The sequence below is a fragment of the Pseudomonas sp. MF5691 genome (assembly GCF_016405645.1).
GTDB lineage: Bacteria > Pseudomonadota > Gammaproteobacteria > Pseudomonadales > Pseudomonadaceae > Aquipseudomonas > Aquipseudomonas shahriarae.
Window position 1 is genome coordinate 151,802 of the sequence record NZ_JAEKDC010000011.1, and the last position, 15,855, is coordinate 167,656.

Here is a 15,855-nt window from a genome sequence, read left to right on the forward strand (position 1 = left end):
GAGCAAGCCCGCTCCCACATTTGGATTGCATTGTGTCAGGGGTGTTTACCGGGCATATCAATGCCCAGCTGCTTGACCCGGCGATACAGGGTCGCGCGGGAAATCCCCAGCGCCTGCGCCGCCGGCAATGGCTTCCAGCGATGGCGTACCAGCGCATCCAGCAGCACCTGCCGCTCCGGGCTCATACTGTGCTCGAGCTCGACCTCCAGCCGTTCACCACGCACCTCCAGCGGCAAGTCCGCCAACTGGATCGTGCCGCCGTCACACACCGCACAGGCATACGCCAGCACATGGCGCAGTTGCCGCACATTACCCGGCCAGGCGTAGCCCAGCAGCCGCTCCAGCGCAGCCTGGCCGATGCCGACCGTGACCCCGCTGCTGCGCGCTTCCTGCTCCAGCAGCCGGTTGATCAAGGCCAGTTTGTCGGTGCGCTCGCGCAGGGGCGGCAGGGTGACGCGGGCGCAGCCCAGGCGAAAGTACAGGTCTTCACGGAAACGCCCCTCACTGACCAGGCTCGCCAGGTCACGGTGGCTGGCGCAGATCACCTGAATATCCACCGCGCGGGTTTTCGCCGCACCCAGCGGCGCCACTTCACCTTCGGCCATCACCCGCAGCAAGCGGGTCTGCAGGGCCAGGGGCATATCGCCGATTTCATCGAGGAACAGCGTGCCGCCATGGGCCTGCTGCAACAGCCCGGTCATGCCCTTGCTGGACGCGCCGGTAAAGGCCCCGGCGACGTAGCCGAACAGCTCGCTTTCGATCAGGTTTTCCGGGATCGCCGCACAGTTCACCGCCACGAATGGTGCGTCGCGGCGTGCGCTGCGGGCGTGCAGTTGGCGGGCAAAGACTTCCTTGCCAGCCCCGGTTTCACCCTGCACCAGCACCGGCAGGTTGCGGTCCTTGACGCGCACCGCCAGGCGCAGGTGTTCTTCCACCCGGGGGTCGACCTGGGGGTTGGGCGCCACCCGCGCCGGTTGGCGTTGCGGCGTGTTGAGTCGCACATGGAGCACCCCGGCTTCGCCGCGCCACTGCAGTTGCTGGACCGATTGATCGGTCACCGCGCGTAGGGCATCGAGGTCGAACACCTCGCCGATATGCACCGGCACCTGGCCAAAACGCCGGCGCAGTGCCTGGCGCGCCTTGCTGTTCAAGGCTTGCAGGCGTCCGTCCTGGTCCCAGGCCAGCAGCAGGTCGGGTTGGCTGTCGACATAACCCGGGGTGCTGTGGGCCTGCAGTACCCAGTGCCGCGCAGCGCTGTGCATGAAGAAGGCGTTTTCGATGGCCTGGGCGCTCTGCGCCACCATCTGCCGCACCAGGTGCTGGCTGCGGCGGTCATCCGGCGATTGCAGTGCCGAGGCGTCCATCACCCCCAGCAGGTTGCCCTGGGGGTCGAAGATCGGCGCGGCGGAGCAGGTCAGGTTGATAAAGGCGGCGCGGAAGTGATCGCGCTTGTGCACCGTCACCGCCGCCTGGCTGGTCAGCACCGTGGCCACGCCGCAGGTGCCTTCTTCGGCCTCTGACCAGCAAGTGCCCAGGTACAGGCCGGCCTTGCGACAGTCGCTGCGGATGGCCGCGTCTACCCGGTGGTCGATGGTCTGGCCCTGGGCATCGGTGAGCATCACGCAGTAGTCGGCGTGGCGCACGCGGTGGTGCAACTGGCTGACTTGCTCGCTGGCAATGCGCATGAACAGTTCGGCACGTTCGCGGCATTCCTTGAGCAGCGGCTCGGTGAGGATCCGTGGCCCCTGCAGCGAGCCGGGATCGAGGTGGTGCTGCTCCATGGAGCGGCGCCATGAATCGAAAATCAGCGACGGCACCGGCGCCTGGGGCAGGCGCTCGGCATTGCGGACCACGCGACTGACGCAGTCGACGTGCTCTCTGGAGTTCGCGGCGAGCATAAGGCCTCCGGTTCTCGATCTTTGTTGTTATGCCCGCCATTAAGCGCCCAGGGGCGCAGGGGGACAAGGGCGGCCTGACCAACTGCCCGCCTTGAGACGCAGCGTCTCATCCTGCCTGAGACGCAACCTGCACGCTGCAATGCGCCGTCTCATTGTGCGGTGGCATGCCGCACCGGCACAACCGCACGGCACTGCTCTGGGTCAAGGCTTTGCCAGGTTTTAGCGGGCCTTGGCACAGGCTGTGCTGAACAGGTTGCAGCTGGCCACAGCCAGCCTTTTGTGTGTCGAGACAACCTGGAGAACAACAAGATGTCCACTCACCTGTCCACCGATCAACTGCTGCATGCCTACACCGTGATGCGCACCATCCGTGATTTCGAAGAACGCCTGCATGTGGAATTCGCCACCGGCGAGATCCCCGGGTTCGTGCACCTGTATGCCGGCCAGGAGGCCTGCGCCGCCGGGGTCATGGCCCACCTCAACGATGAAGATTGCATCGCCTCCAACCACCGTGGCCACGGCCATTGCATCGCCAAGGGCGTGGATGTGTTCGGCATGATGGCCGAGATCTACGGCAAGAAAACCGGGGTATGCGGTGGCAAGGGGGGCTCCATGCACATTGCCGACCAGGAGAAGGGCATGCTCGGCGCCAACGGCATTGTCGGCGCCGGTGCGCCGCTGGCGGCCGGTGCGGCCCTGGCGTCCAAGCTCAAGGGCAGCCAGGGCGTGGCCGTGGCGTTTTTTGGCGACGGCGGTTCCAACGAGGGCGCGGTGTTCGAGGCGATGAACCTGGCCGCGATCATGAAACTGCCGTGCCTGTTCGTCGCCGAAAACAATGGTTATGCCGAAGCCACCGGTTCCGGCTGGTCGGTGGCGTGCAAGGACATTGCCGAGCGCGCCGTGGGTTTTGGCATGCCGGGGGTGATTGTCGATGGCAATGATTTCTTTGCCGTCCACGCAGCGCTGGGCGTGGCGGTGGCGCGGGCGCGCCAGGGCGAGGGGCCGACCCTGGTCGAGGTCAAGCTGCACCGCTTCTACGGCCACTTTGAGGGCGATGCGCAAACCTATCGCGGCCGCGATGAAGTGAAAAACCTGCGCGAAACCCAGGATTGCCTGGCGCTGTTTCGCCAGCGCTGCAGTGCCGAAGGCTGGTTGCAGGCGGCGCAGTTCGAGCGCATCGACGCCGAAGTCGCGCAGTTGATCGACGACGCCGTGCGCCTGGCCAAGTCCGATCCCAAGCCCCAGGCCGCCGACCTGCTCAGCGATGTCTACGTCGCCTACCGCTCATAACAACAAGACCCGGAGAGAATTTCATGGCTCGTAAAATCAGTTATCAGCAGGCAATCAACGAAGCCCTGGCCCAGGAAATGCGCCGCGACCAGAGCGTCTTTATCATCGGCCAGGATGTGTCCGGCGGCACCGGGGCCCCTGGCGAGCAGGATGCCTGGGGCGGCGTGCTGGGCGTCACCAAGGGCCTGTACCCGGAGTTCCCTGACCGCGTGCTGGATGCGCCGCTGTCCGAAGTCGGTTACGTGGGCATGGCCGTCGGCGCCGCCACCCGGGGCATGCGCCCGGTGTGCGAGTTGATGTTCGTCGACTTTATTGGCTGCTGCCTCGACCAGTTGCTCAACCAGGCCGCCAAGTTTCGCTACATGTTCGGTGGCAAGACCACCACGCCCCTGGTGGTGCGCGCCATGTACGGCGCCGGCCTGCGCGCTGCGGCCCAGCATTCGCAGATGCTCACCTCGATGTGGACGCACATCCCCGGCCTGAAGGTGGTGTGCCCGGCCACGCCCTATGACGCCAAGGGCATGCTGATCCAGGCGATCCGCGACAACGACCCGGTGATTTTCCTTGAGCACAAGATGCTCTATAGCCTGCAAGGCGAAGTACCGGAGGAGCTGTATACCGTGCCCTTTGGCGAGGCCAACTTTGTGCGCGAAGGCAACGACGTGACCCTGGTGACCTACGGGCGCATGGTGCATGTGGCCCTGGAAGCTGCGGCCAACCTGGCGCGCCAGGGTATCGACTGCGAAGTGCTGGACCTGCGCACCACCAGCCCGCTGGATGAAGACAGCATCCTTGAAAGCGTGGAAAAAACCGGGCGCCTGGTGGTGATCGACGAGTCCAACCCACGCTGCTCGATTGCCACGGATATCAGCGCCCTGGTGGCCCAGCGTGGGTTTTCCTTCCTGCGTGCGCCGATTGAGATGGTCACCGCGCCGCATACGCCGGTGCCGTTTTCCGATGCCCTGGAGGACCTGTACATCCCCGACGCGGCGAAGATCGAGGCCGCGGTGCGCAAGATCGCTGACAAGAGGACTGCGGCATGATCCATACCTTGACCATGCCCAAGTGGGGGCTGTCGATGACTGAAGGCCGGGTCGATGTCTGGCTCAAGCAGCCGGGCGACCGGGTAGAGAAGGGCGAGGAAGTGCTCGACGTGGAGACCGACAAGATCTCCAGCAGTGTCGAGGCGCCGTTCAGTGGGGTGTTACGCCGAGTGCTGGCGCAGAGCGATGAGACCTTACCGGTGGGTGCATTACTGGGGATTGTGGTGGAGGGTGAAGCCACCGAGGCAGAAATCGACGGCGTGATCGACAGCTTCAATGCCGGCTTTGTCTCCAGCAGCGCCGAGGCGCAGGCGTCGGGGCCGAGTGCGCAGAAAGTCGAGCTGGGCGGGCGCCTGCTGCGCTACCTCGACCTTGGCGAGGGCGGCCTACCGCTGGTGCTGATCCACGGGTTTGGCGGCGACTTGAACAACTGGCTGTTCAACCATCCGGCCCTGGCCGCCGAGCGCCGAGTGATCGCCCTCGACTTGCCGGGGCATGGCGAGTCGGGCAAGCACTTGCACAGTGGCGATGCTGAGGAATTGAGCCAGGCGGTGCTGGCCTTGCTCGATCACCTCAAGCTCGACCGGGTGCACCTGGCCGGGCACTCCATGGGCGGATTGGTTTCGCTGACGGTGGCGCGCCAGGCACCGCAGCGGGTCGCCTCCCTGGTATTGATCGCCAGCGCCGGCCTGGGGGCGGATATCAACGGTGATTACCTGCAGGGATTCACCGAGGCCAATAACCGCAACGCGCTCAAGCCGCAGTTGGTGCAACTGTTCAGCGACCCGGCGCTGGTCACACGGCAGATGCTGGAGGACATGCTCAAGTTCAAGCGCCTGGAGGGGGTTGATCAGGCGTTGCGTCAACTCAATGCCAAGCTGTTTGACGGCGGGCGACAGATGCTTGACCTGCGTTCGGTGGTGGGGCAGCAGCCGAGCCTGGTGATCTGGGGCAGTGACGACGCCATTATCCCGGTACGGCATGCCCAGGGGTTGCAGGCCCAGGTGGAGGTCTTGCCGGGGCAGGGGCATATGGTGCAGTTGGAGGCGGCGGAGCAAGTGAATCAGTTGCTGAGTCTCTTCCTCAAATCTCAAGCCTGATAGCAATCAAATGTGGGAGCGGGCTTGCTCGCGAATACGGTGGGTCAGTCAGACATTCATTGCCTGATACACCGCTTTCGCGAGCAAGCCCGCTCCCACAGGGTTGACCGTGTATCAACCATGACGCTTGAGGGTTTCGCTGGGCAGTTCCTTGAACAATGCGCGGTAGCTATTGGAAAACCGCCCCAAATGCCAGAACGACCAATTCATCGCCACCTCGGCCACCGTGGTCTGGTCGCAGCTCAACAACTCGCGCCGTGCGCCGTTCAACCGGCGCAGGCGCAACCACTGCGCCGGGCTCATCCCGGTGTAGGTCTTGAAGCCCTGTTGCAACTGGCGCAACGGCACGCCGGCAATCTGCGCCAGTTGCAGCAGGTTGACGGTCTCATCCGGCGCATCCGCCGCCCACGCGCCGATGCGCGCCATCAGCCGGCGTTCTTCACTGCGCCGCTGCAATGAGTAGCGATCCAGGCACACGCAGGCGTTGTCGAGGATAAACAGGCAATCGTCGAGCAGTTGCCGGGTGAGGGCGTCGCGGCTGATCGGGTCGATCTCACTGGACAAGCGCGTCAGGGTGCCACTGAGCCAGCGGCTGAACAGCGCGTTCTGTTGGCAGGTCAACGGCGCCATGAACAGGCCTTCGAGCCTGGCCACATCCAGGCCATGGCGTTGCACGAACTGCGGGCCGAACACCACGGCCACTTCCCGGTAGTTTTCCGGGGTGATCCAGGTGTTGCGGCTTTCGCCATTGAGCACGTACAGCGCGTTGTCGCTGCCGTCGAAACAGAACGCCAGGGCGCCTGGCGGCGCGTTGAAGTGCTGCTCGACGCGGGTGTTCATGCACTCTTCGTACACCTGCACTCCCTGCAGGTCGAGGTAGCGGATCTGCCCGGCAAAATGTCCCGGGGACATCTGCTGGTACTGCTGTACCCAACCGGGTGTCGCACTGCATTGGGCGGCCACATCACCGGTGGTGAAGGCCTGTACGCGCAAAGCTGTTGCCTGTGTCATGGGTGATCCGTGCGCACTCTATTGGTGCGTTGTGGGTCGTGCAAAGTGGATAGATGCCTGGGTAAGGCTGGCCCAAGATAGACCTCAATGCGCCGGGAGTACAAGTCGGCGCAGCACCCAACCCATGCCGAGGTCTTTATGAATGCCCCTTTCGATCAGCTGTCCACCTGGCTGAAAGAACACAAGATTACCGAAGTCGAATGCGTGATCAGCGACCTGACGGGCATTGCCCGCGGCAAGATTGCGCCCACCAACAAGTTCCTGCATGAGCGCGGCATGCGCCTGCCGGAAAGTGTGTTGCTGCAAACGGTAACCGGGGATTTTGTCGACGACGATATCTACTACGACCTGCTGGACCCGGCCGATATCGACATGATCTGCCGCCCGGTGGCCAATGCCACCTACGTGGTGCCGTGGGCCATCGAGCCCACCGCCATTGTGATCCACGACACTTTCGACAAGCAGGGCAACCCCATTGAGTTGTCGCCGCGCAATGTGTTGAAAAAAGTCCTGCAGCTGTATACCGACCAGGGCTGGCAGCCGATTGTCGCGCCGGAAATGGAGTTTTACCTGACCCAGCGCTGCGAAGACCCGGACCTGCCGCTGAAAACCCCGGTAGGCCGGTCCGGGCGTGCCGAGACCGGGCGCCAGTCGTTTTCCATCGACGCGGCAAACGAGTTCGACCCGTTGTTTGAAGATGTCTATGACTGGTGCGAAGCCCAGGGCCTGGACCTCGACACGCTGATCCATGAAGACGGCCCGGCGCAGATGGAAATCAATTTCCGTCACGGCGATGCCCTCGACCTGGCCGATCAGATCACCGTGTTCAAGCGTACCCTGCGTGAAGCGGCGCTCAAGCACAATGTGGCCGCGACCTTTATGGCCAAGCCGGTGGCCGACGAGCCGGGCAGCGCCATGCACCTGCACCAGAGCGTGGTGGAGATCGCCACCGGCAAGCCGGTATTTGTCGACGCCGACGGGCAGATGAGCCCGCTGTTCTTGCAGCACATTGGCGGCTTGCAGAAATACATCCCGATGCTGCTGCCGATGTTTGCGCCCAACGTCAACTCGTTCCGCCGCTTCCTGCCCGACACCTCGGCCCCGGTCAACGTGGAGTGGGGCAAAGAAAACCGCACTGTCGGCCTGCGCGTGCCGACCTCCAGCCCCGAGGCGATGCGCGTCGAAAACCGCCTGCCGGGGGCCGATGCCAACCCCTACCTGGCCATCGCCGCCAGCCTGTTGTGCGGCTACCTGGGGATGATCGAGAAGATCGAACCGAGCGCTCCGGTGGAAGGCCGTGCCTATGAGCGGCGCAACCTGCGCCTGCCGATCACCATCGAAGATGCCCTGGCGCGCATGGAGGCCTGCGACACGGTCAAGCAGTACCTGGGGGACAAGTTCGTGCGCGGGTATGTCGCGGTGAAACGCGCCGAGCATGAGAATTTCAAGCGGGTGATCAGCTCCTGGGAGCGTGAGTTCCTGTTGCTGAGTGTCTGACTCCACCATCAACCATAAAAAAAGGTGTCGATATGCGTCTCGTCAAACAGCTCCTCCCACTGGCCCTCGCCGCAGTGTTCAGCAGCGCCAGCCATGCCGCGCCGACGGTCAGTGTCTACAACTGGACTGACTACATCGGCGAGACCACCCTGGCCGACTTCCAGGCCAAGACGGGAATCAAGGTGGTCTACGACGTGTTCGACTCCAATGAAACCCTGGAGGGCAAGCTGCTGGCGGGGCGTACCGGGTATGACGTGGTGGTGCCGTCCAATCACTTCCTGGGGCGCCAGGTAAAGGCCGGGGCGTTCCTTGAATTGGACCGTGCGCAACTGCCCAACTACCCGAACCTGGACCCCAAGTTGCTCAAGCTGCTGGAGCAGAACGATCCCGGCAATGCCCATGCGGTGCCGTACCTGTGGGGCACCAATGGCATCGGCTATAACGTCGACAAGGTCAAGCAAGTACTGGGCATCGACCACATTGATTCGTGGGCGGTGATGTTCGAGCCCGAGAACCTGAAGAAACTGCAGCAATGCGGGGTGGCGTTCCTCGATTCGGCAGATGAAGCATTCCCGGCGATCCTCAACTATATGGGCATGGACCCGCGCAGCGAGACGGTCGGCGATTATGCCAAGGCCGAGGCCAAGCTGCTGACCCTGCGTCCGTACATCACCTATTTCCATTCCTCCAAATACATCTCGGACCTGGCCAACGGCGATATCTGCGTGGCCTTCGGTTACTCCGGCGATGTGTTCCAGGCCGCCAACCGCGCCAAGGAAGCCAAGAATGGCGTGAACATCGCCTATGCAATTCCCAAGGAGGGCAGCAACCTGTGGTTCGACTTGCTGGCGATTCCCGCAGACGCCACCAACCCGAAACAGGCCCACGCGTTTATCAACGACCTGCTGGACCCCGAAGTCATCGCCAAGATCAGCACCTATGTCGGCTACGCCAACGCCAACCTGGCGGCGAAGACTTTCATGGCGCCGGAACTGGTGAATAACCCCGAGGTGTACCCGCCCCAGGACGTGCTCGACAAACTGTACATTTCCACCACCCCCAGCCCGGCCATCATGCGTGTGATGACCCGGGCCTGGAGCAAAGTGAAGTCCAACCGATGAATCAGTCCCAAGACCATGCCCGTTCCTATTACCTGGCGTCGGCCAATGCCATGCCCCAGCGCGCGGCGCTGGCCGAGGACCTGAGCGCCGATGTGTGTGTGATCGGCGGCGGCTTTACCGGCGTCAACACCGCGATTGAACTGGCCCAGCGCGGCCTGTCGGTGATCCTCCTGGAAGCCCGGCGCATCGGCTGGGGCGCCAGCGGGCGCAATGGCGGGCAGTTGATCCGGGGGATCGGCCATGACGTCTCGGGTTTTGCCCGGCATGTGGGCGAGGAGGGCGTGCGTTACCTGCAACGGGCCGGGATCGACTCGGTAGCGTTGGTCGGTGAGCGCATCCGGGAGCATGGGATCGACTGCGACCTGCGCTGGGGCTTTTGCGAGTTGGCCAATACACCGGCGCAATTTGCTGCGTTCAAGGGGGAGCAGGAAAGCCTCGCGGCCCTTGGGTACCTGCCTGAAACCCGCCTGGTGGCGGCGCAGGATATGGCGCAGGTGGTCGGCTCTCAACTGTACGCCGGGGGCCTGGTGGACATGGGCTCGGGCCACTTGCATCCGCTGAACCTGGTATTGGGCGAGGCCCGTGTGGCCGAGGCGCTGGGTGTGCGGATTTTCGAGCACAGCGCGGTGCTGCAATTGATCCATGGCGACACCGTGCAGGTGCGCTGCGCCGGCGGCAGCGTGCGGGCTGGTAGCCTGGTGTTGGCGTGCAATGCGCACCTCGACGAACTGGAGCCGCGCCTGAGTGGCAAGGTGCTGCCGGCCGGCAGCTATATCATCGCCACCGAACCGTTGCCGGCTGCGCTCGCCGACGAACTGATCCCGCAGAACCTGGCGCTGTGCGACCAGAAAGTCGGCCTGGACTACTACCGGCTTTCCGCCGACCGTCGGCTGTTGTTCGGTGGCGCCTGTCATTATTCGGGACGTGACCCGGTCGATATCGCCGCGTACATGCGGCCGAAGATGCTCAAGGTATTCCCGCAACTGGCCAACACCGCCATCGACTTCCAATGGGGCGGCAAGATCGGGATTACCGCCAATCGCTTTCCCCAGGTCGGGCGGTTGCAGCAGTACCCCAACGTGTTTTACGCCCAGGGCTATTCCGGGCATGGGCTTAACGTCACGCACTGGTGCGCACGGCTGCTGGCCGAGGGGATCCACGCAGGTGTCAGCCAGGGCCTGGACACCTTCAGCCGGGTGCCGCACATGACCTTTCCCGGCGGCAAGGCTTTACGCTCGCCGTTACTGGCGCTGGGCATGGTGTGGTACCGGCTTCGGGAAATGCTGGGATAGGTGGGTAGCGGTTTAAAACACTGCATGATCGGATCCAATACGCTATAACCCCTCGGTCGCTGTGTCATTCCGAGGCCCCGCTTTTCATGCAGAACCCTTTGCAACGCCCGTTGTGGCAGGTGTACCTGTTCTTTCTTGCGCCGATGGTGCTGTCCAACTTCCTCCAGAGTTTTTCCGGCACCCTCAATGGCATTTATGTCGGGCAGATGCTCGGCACCCAGGCGCTGGCGGCGGTGTCGGGGATGTTTCCCATCGTGTTCTTTTTTATCGCCCTGGTGATTGGCCTGGGGGCGGGCGCCTCGGTGCTGATCGGCCAGGCCTGGGGCGCGGGGGAAACCGCACTGGTCAAGGTCATCACCGGCGCGACCCTGACCCTGGGGGCGTTGATCGGGATTCTCGCCGCCGTGCTCGGCAGCCTGTTCGCCCGCCCGGCCATGCACGCGCTGGGCACGCCGCTGGATGTGCTGGACGACGCCGTCGGCTATGCCCAGGTGATGATGCTGATCATGCCGTTACTGCTGGTGTTCATCCTCTATACCCAATTGCTGCGAGGCGTGAGCGATACGGTGTCGCCGTTGCTGGCGCTGATGGTTTCAACGGTGGTCGGCCTGTTGCTGACCCCGGCCCTGATCCGCGGCTGGCTGGGGCTGGCGCCCATGGGCATCCAGAGCGCGGCCTATGCTGGCCTGGTGGCCAACGCCGTGGCCATGCTGTTTCTGGTGCTGCGCCTGCGCCATAAAAACCATGTGATGGCGCCGGACCGCGCATTATTGGCGGCCTTGCGCCTGGACCGGGCGATCCTCGGCAAAGTCCTGCGCATCGGCCTGCCCACCGGCTTGCAGATGGTGGTGCTGTCGTTGTCGGAGCTGGTGATCCTGGCGCTGGTCAACGGCCACGGCTCCCAGGCCACGGCGGCGTATGGCGCGGTGACGCAGATCGTCAACTATGTGCAGTTCCCGGCGCTGTCGATCGCCATCACCGCCTCGATCCTCGGCGCCCAAGCCATTGGCGCCGGGCGCCTGGAACGCATCGGGCCGATCCTGCGCACCGGGCTTGCGATCAACCTGTGCCTGACCGGAGGCCTGATCGTGCTGGGCTACGCCTTGTCCCACTGGCTACTGGGCCTGTTCATCACCGATGATCAGGCGCGGGTCCAGGCCGAACACCTGCTGCACATCATGCTCTGGAGCATTCTGGTGTTCGGCTTCCAGGCAGTGATTGGCGGCATCATGCGCGCCAGTGGCGTGGTGCTGATGCCGGTGGCGATCTCGATCTTCTGCGTGCTGGGCGTGGAACTGCCGGTGGCGTACCTGCTCAATGCACGCTTTGGCCTGGAAGGGGTGTGGATGGCGTTTCCGGTGACTTACCTGGTGATGTTGGGGTTGCAGACGGCGTATTACCGGTTGGTGTGGCGGCATAAGCAGATCAAGCGGTTGGTCTAGAGAGGGGGAGGCGACGGTCAGTAATTGCTCCCATTAATAGGAAGCATTACTATTCACGCCCCGCCTACCCAGTGCACCGTCGATGACTCCCCAGCCGCCCCGCAGACCAGGCTTTTTCGCGTACTACGAAGAGTTGGTCGGGACCTGGACGCGTCGCTTGCGCAATCGCCAGCAGGCCGAGGACCTGGCCCACGATACGTTTGTGCGGGTATTGGAGTCCAAGTCGGCGCGGGTCGAGCAGCCGCGTGCCTATTTGCACCAGACGGCGCGCAATATCGCGGTGGATGCCTATCGGCGTGCAGACCGGCGCGAAGCACTGGAACTGCAAGGCCTTGACCAGAGTGCGCCGCACAGTGGCGACCCGGAGCATTTCATGCACGCCGTCCAGTTGGCGGACTCCATCGAGCGGGCCCTGGCCGAATTGCCCCTCAATTGCCGCAGGATTTTCATCTGGCAAAAAATCGAAGGCATGACCCAACAGGAAATCGCCGAGCGCCTGGGGCTTTCTAAAAACATGGTGGAAAAGTATATGATCCGCACCCTGCGGCATCTGCGCGAGCGCCTGGATGCGCTGGCCCCATGACCAATGCCCGCTTTGAAACAGGACCTTCCATGATGGATACCCGCGAGTGTGCCTGTGGCAGCGCAACGGTGCGCGACGAGGCGGCGCAGTGGTTTGTGCGTCTGCAGGACCCGCCCCTGAGCGTTGAGGACCAGGGTCTTTTTGACAGTTGGTGTAGGGAGCATCCCGCGCACCAGTATGAGTTCGAGGTGCTGCAGGGGCTGTGGAGCGCCGCCGACCTGCTGCCCAAGGTGCGTTTGCAGGCCCTGCTCGATACGCCTGTGCCGCGCAAGCGTCGCGGGGCCGTGGGCTATGCCATGGCGGCCAGCGTGTTGGCGGTGGCCGTCGGCCTTGGGTTGTTCAGTGGCCTGGACCACCCGGGCGGCTATGATGCGGAATTCAGCACCGGGTTGGGCGAGCGTCGACAGGTGGCGCTGCCGGATGGCTCGCTGATGGACCTCAACAGCCGTAGCGTGGTGGCGGTGCATTACGAAAAGGGCCGGCGTGGGATCGAACTCAAGCAGGGTGAAGCGCTGTTCAGCGTTGAGCACGACACCCACCGGCCTTTTGTGGTGCAGGCCGGGGCAGGGCAGGTGACGGTCATCGGGACCCGGTTTGACGTGCGCCGCGACGATGACCAGACCCGCGTGGTGGTCGAGGCCGGAACGGTCAAGGTACAAGGGCAGGCTGCCCAGCCGGCGGTCACCCTGACCGCCGGCCTCAGTACCTCGATCGACCGTCAGGGCGCGGTCGCGGCGGCCCGCCCGGTCAACGCCCAGGCACTGCTGGCCTGGCAGACCGGCAAGCTGGTGTTCAACGATGCCAGCCTGGCCGAGGTGGCCCGGGAAGTCTCGCGCTACCGCGAAAAACCCTTGCGGGTCAGCGCTGCCGCCAGCGAGCTGCGCCTGACCAGCGTGTTCAAATCCGATGACACCGATGCCTTGCTCAAGGCCCTGCCGCACATTCTGCCGGTGGCCCTGCGCACGCTGCCCGACGGTAGCCAGGAAATAATTTCACGCTAGGTTCAGGTTTTTTCCGAGTTCTTCGTCTTCTTGTCCAACTGCAACTGGTTTGCATTAACAGCCGCGCTTTCTTGGGATTACGACGTGACAAAACTCGCTGCGAACAACAATAAAACTGCCCGCTGGGCGCCATTGGCCCTGGCCCTGGCGATCAGTACTGCGGCCTATGCCGACGATGCCATCCACATCAAGGCCCAGCCACTGGGGGCGGCACTGAGCCAATTGGGCCAGCAAACCTCACTGCAAGTGTTTTTCAGCCCGCCGATGGTGGCCGGCAAACAAGCCCCGGCCGTCGATGGCAACCTGTCGCCGGAGCAGGCCCTGCGCCAGTTGCTGCAAGGCAGCGGCCTGGACTACCAGATCGACTCGGGCTCGGTGACATTGCATCCCCTCGCCACTGGCACCGGTGAAGCCGGTTCACCCCTGGAACTTGGCACGACCGCGATCCAGGTGGTGGGCGACTGGCTGGGCGATGCCAACGCCGAAGTGGTGCAGAACCATCCCGGCGCGCGTACCGTGATCCGGCGCGAGGCTATGGTAGAGCAGGGCGCGATGAACGTCGGTGACGTGCTGCGCCGGGTGCCTGGGGTGCAGGTGCAGGAATCCAACGGTACCGGTGGCAGCGATATTTCCCTCAACGTCGGCGTACGCGGTCTGACATCGCGCTTGTCGCCGCGCTCCACAGTGTTGATCGACGGCATTCCTGCGGCGTTCGCACCCTATGGCCAGCCCCAGTTGTCGATGGCACCGATTTCCGCCGGTAACCTGGAGAGCATCGACGTGGTACGCGGCGCCGGTTCCGTGCGGTATGGCCCACAGAACGTCGGCGGCGTGATCAACTTCGTGACCCGGGCGATCCCCGAGACCTTTTCCGGTGAGGTCGGCACCACCCTGCAGACCTCGTCCCATGGCGGCTGGAAACATGTCGACAACGCATTTATCGGCGGCACCGCAGACAACGGCATTGGCATGGCGCTCCTGTATTCCGGGGTCAATGGCAACGGTTATCGCGACAGCAACAACGGGAACGACATTGACGATGTGATCCTCAAGACCCACTGGGCGCCGACCGATCAAGACGATTTCACCCTCAATTTCCATTACTACGACGCCAGCGCCGATATGCCCGGCGGCCTGACCCAGAAGCAGTTCGACGCCAACCCTTACCAGTCGGTGCGCGACTGGGACAACTTCAGCGGCCGGCGCAAGGATGTGTCCTTCAAGTACATCCGCCAGATCGACGACCGCACCCAGGCCGAAGTGCTGACCTATTATTCCGACAGTTTCCGGGGCAGCAACATCGCCAACCGTGACCTGAAAACCCTCAGCTCCTACCCGCGGACCTACCACACGTTCGGCATCGAGCCACGGGTGTCCCATGTGTTCGAGCTGGGCCCGACCACCCAGGAAGCCAGTATCGGCTATCGCTACTTGAAAGAAGGCATGCACGAGCAGGCCACCAGTCTCAACCTGATCAACAACGTGCCGACGCCGGGTGGCCAGAGTGACGGCCATGTGTACCAGGACCGCACCGGTGGCACCGAGGCCAACGCGTTCTATATTGATGACAAGATCGACGTGGGCAAGTGGACGATTACCCCCGGTATCCGCTTTGAAAGCATCCGCACCCAATGGCATGACCGCCCGGTGGTGGCGCTCAATGGTTCCCGCACCCAGGAGAAGCACCGCGCGATCAAGAACAACGAACCGTTGCCGGCGCTGAGCGTGATGTACCACGTGTCCGATGCCTGGAAGCTGTTCGCCAACTATGAAACATCCTTCGGCAGCCTGCAGTATTTCCAGCTGGGCCAGGGCGGAAATGGCGACCAGACGGCCAACGGCCTGCAACCGGAAAAGGCCAAGACCTACGAGATCGGCACCCGCTACAACGACAACGTCTGGGGCGGCGAAGTGACGCTGTTTTACATCGACTTCTCCGATGAGTTGCAATACGTCAGCAATGACGTGGGCTGGACCAACCTGGGCGCGACCAAACACACGGGTATCGAAGCTTCGGCCCATTACGACCTGGCCGACCTCGACCCACGTCTGGAGGGCCTGAGTGCCAATGCCGGCTTTACCTACACCAAGGCGACCGCTGAAGGTGATGTGGCGTTCAAGGGCCGTGACCTGCCGTTGTACTCCCGGCAAGTGGCGACCCTGGGGCTGCGTTATGCCGTCAATCACTGGACCCATAACCTGGACGCGTATGCCCAGTCCGGCCAGCGCGCGCCAGGCACCACCAACACCTATATCACCGAACCGACCGCCGACGGCCAGTACGGGGATATCCCGGGGTATGTTTCCGTCAATGTGCGCAGTGGCTATGACTTCGGCCCGCAACTGTCGAACCTGAAGTTGGGTGTCGGGGTGAAAAACGTGTTTGACCAGCAGCACTTCACCCGTTCCAGCGACAACAACGCCGGGATTTACCTGGGTGAGCCACGCACCTTCTTTGTACAGGCGAGCGTGGGGTTCTGACGGGGAATCGTCGCCTGCCGGCGACGATTTTTCTATTGATGGGGGGCGTCGCTGCTGACGCCCTTCCACGCGCTTTTCCTCTTGGCCTTTCTCTTG

Annotated in this window: 12 protein-coding genes; 10 read left to right on the top strand and 2 right to left on the bottom strand. The window is 63.3% G+C overall.

Translation table 11 applies throughout. The features are described 5' to 3' along the window. Positions 1 to 35: 35 nt before the first annotated feature. A complete protein-coding gene (locus tag JFT44_RS17385; protein ID WP_198830961.1) occupies positions 36 to 1,898 on the bottom strand; it encodes a sigma-54-dependent Fis family transcriptional regulator in 1,863 nt (620 codons plus the stop codon). A gap of 309 nt (positions 1,899 to 2,207) precedes the next feature. Between JFT44_RS17385 and JFT44_RS17390 the strand changes: the two genes are divergently transcribed. Genes JFT44_RS17390 through JFT44_RS17400 form a run of 3 tightly spaced genes read left to right on the top strand, consistent with a single transcriptional unit; the run spans position 2,208 to position 5,331 of the window. Beyond that, complete coding sequence (locus JFT44_RS17390; RefSeq protein WP_057445001.1) at positions 2,208 to 3,188, top strand: thiamine pyrophosphate-dependent dehydrogenase E1 component subunit alpha; 981 nt, start codon at positions 2,208 to 2,210, stop codon at positions 3,186 to 3,188. A gap of 23 nt (positions 3,189 to 3,211) precedes the next feature. After that, positions 3,212 to 4,231, top strand: coding sequence for an alpha-ketoacid dehydrogenase subunit beta (locus tag JFT44_RS17395; protein ID WP_057438491.1), 1,020 nt, complete (start codon positions 3,212 to 3,214; stop codon positions 4,229 to 4,231). Beyond that, positions 4,228 to 5,331, top strand: a complete 1,104-nt coding sequence (locus JFT44_RS17400) for an acetoin dehydrogenase dihydrolipoyllysine-residue acetyltransferase subunit (protein ID WP_128593790.1) — start codon at positions 4,228 to 4,230, stop codon at positions 5,329 to 5,331. Before JFT44_RS17395 ends, JFT44_RS17400 begins: the two co-directional genes overlap by 4 nt. A 114-nt stretch (positions 5,332 to 5,445) precedes the next feature. Here JFT44_RS17400 and JFT44_RS17405 read toward each other — a convergent pair whose 3' ends face one another. Continuing rightward, complete coding sequence (locus JFT44_RS17405) at positions 5,446 to 6,342, bottom strand: helix-turn-helix domain-containing protein (RefSeq protein ID WP_198799573.1); 897 nt, start codon at positions 6,340 to 6,342, stop codon at positions 5,446 to 5,448. Positions 6,343 to 6,480: 138 nt separating this feature from the next. On the opposite strand from JFT44_RS17405, the gene JFT44_RS17410 reads away from it, so the two are divergent. The 7 genes from JFT44_RS17410 (at position 6,481) to JFT44_RS17440 (ending at position 15,759) form a co-directional block, all read left to right on the top strand. Next, complete coding sequence (locus JFT44_RS17410) at positions 6,481 to 7,839, top strand: glutamine synthetase family protein (protein WP_198830962.1); 1,359 nt, start codon at positions 6,481 to 6,483, stop codon at positions 7,837 to 7,839. Between the two features lie 32 nt (positions 7,840 to 7,871). Continuing rightward, positions 7,872 to 8,960 (top strand): polyamine ABC transporter substrate-binding protein, encoded by a 1,089-nt coding sequence (locus tag JFT44_RS17415; protein ID WP_057438494.1) that lies wholly within the window; start codon positions 7,872 to 7,874, stop codon positions 8,958 to 8,960. Next, complete coding sequence (locus JFT44_RS17420; protein WP_057959074.1) at positions 8,957 to 10,252, top strand: FAD-binding oxidoreductase; 1,296 nt, start codon at positions 8,957 to 8,959, stop codon at positions 10,250 to 10,252. The genes JFT44_RS17415 and JFT44_RS17420 overlap by 4 nt, the downstream gene beginning before the upstream one ends. A gap of 86 nt (positions 10,253 to 10,338) precedes the next feature. After that, a complete protein-coding gene (locus tag JFT44_RS17425) occupies positions 10,339 to 11,694 on the top strand; it encodes an MATE family efflux transporter (protein ID WP_057959075.1) in 1,356 nt (451 codons plus the stop codon). An 82-nt stretch (positions 11,695 to 11,776) separates the two neighbouring features. Beyond that, a complete protein-coding gene (locus JFT44_RS17430; RefSeq protein WP_057438495.1) occupies positions 11,777 to 12,277 on the top strand; it encodes a sigma-70 family RNA polymerase sigma factor in 501 nt (166 codons plus the stop codon). Between the two features lie 32 nt (positions 12,278 to 12,309). Continuing rightward, on the top strand, positions 12,310 to 13,278 hold the full coding sequence (locus JFT44_RS17435) for a FecR family protein (protein ID WP_057959099.1): 969 nt from the start codon (positions 12,310 to 12,312) through the stop codon (positions 13,276 to 13,278). Between the two features lie 84 nt (positions 13,279 to 13,362). Then, a complete protein-coding gene (locus JFT44_RS17440) occupies positions 13,363 to 15,759 on the top strand; it encodes a TonB-dependent receptor (RefSeq protein ID WP_128593787.1) in 2,397 nt (798 codons plus the stop codon). Positions 15,760 to 15,855: the final 96 nt, after the last annotated feature.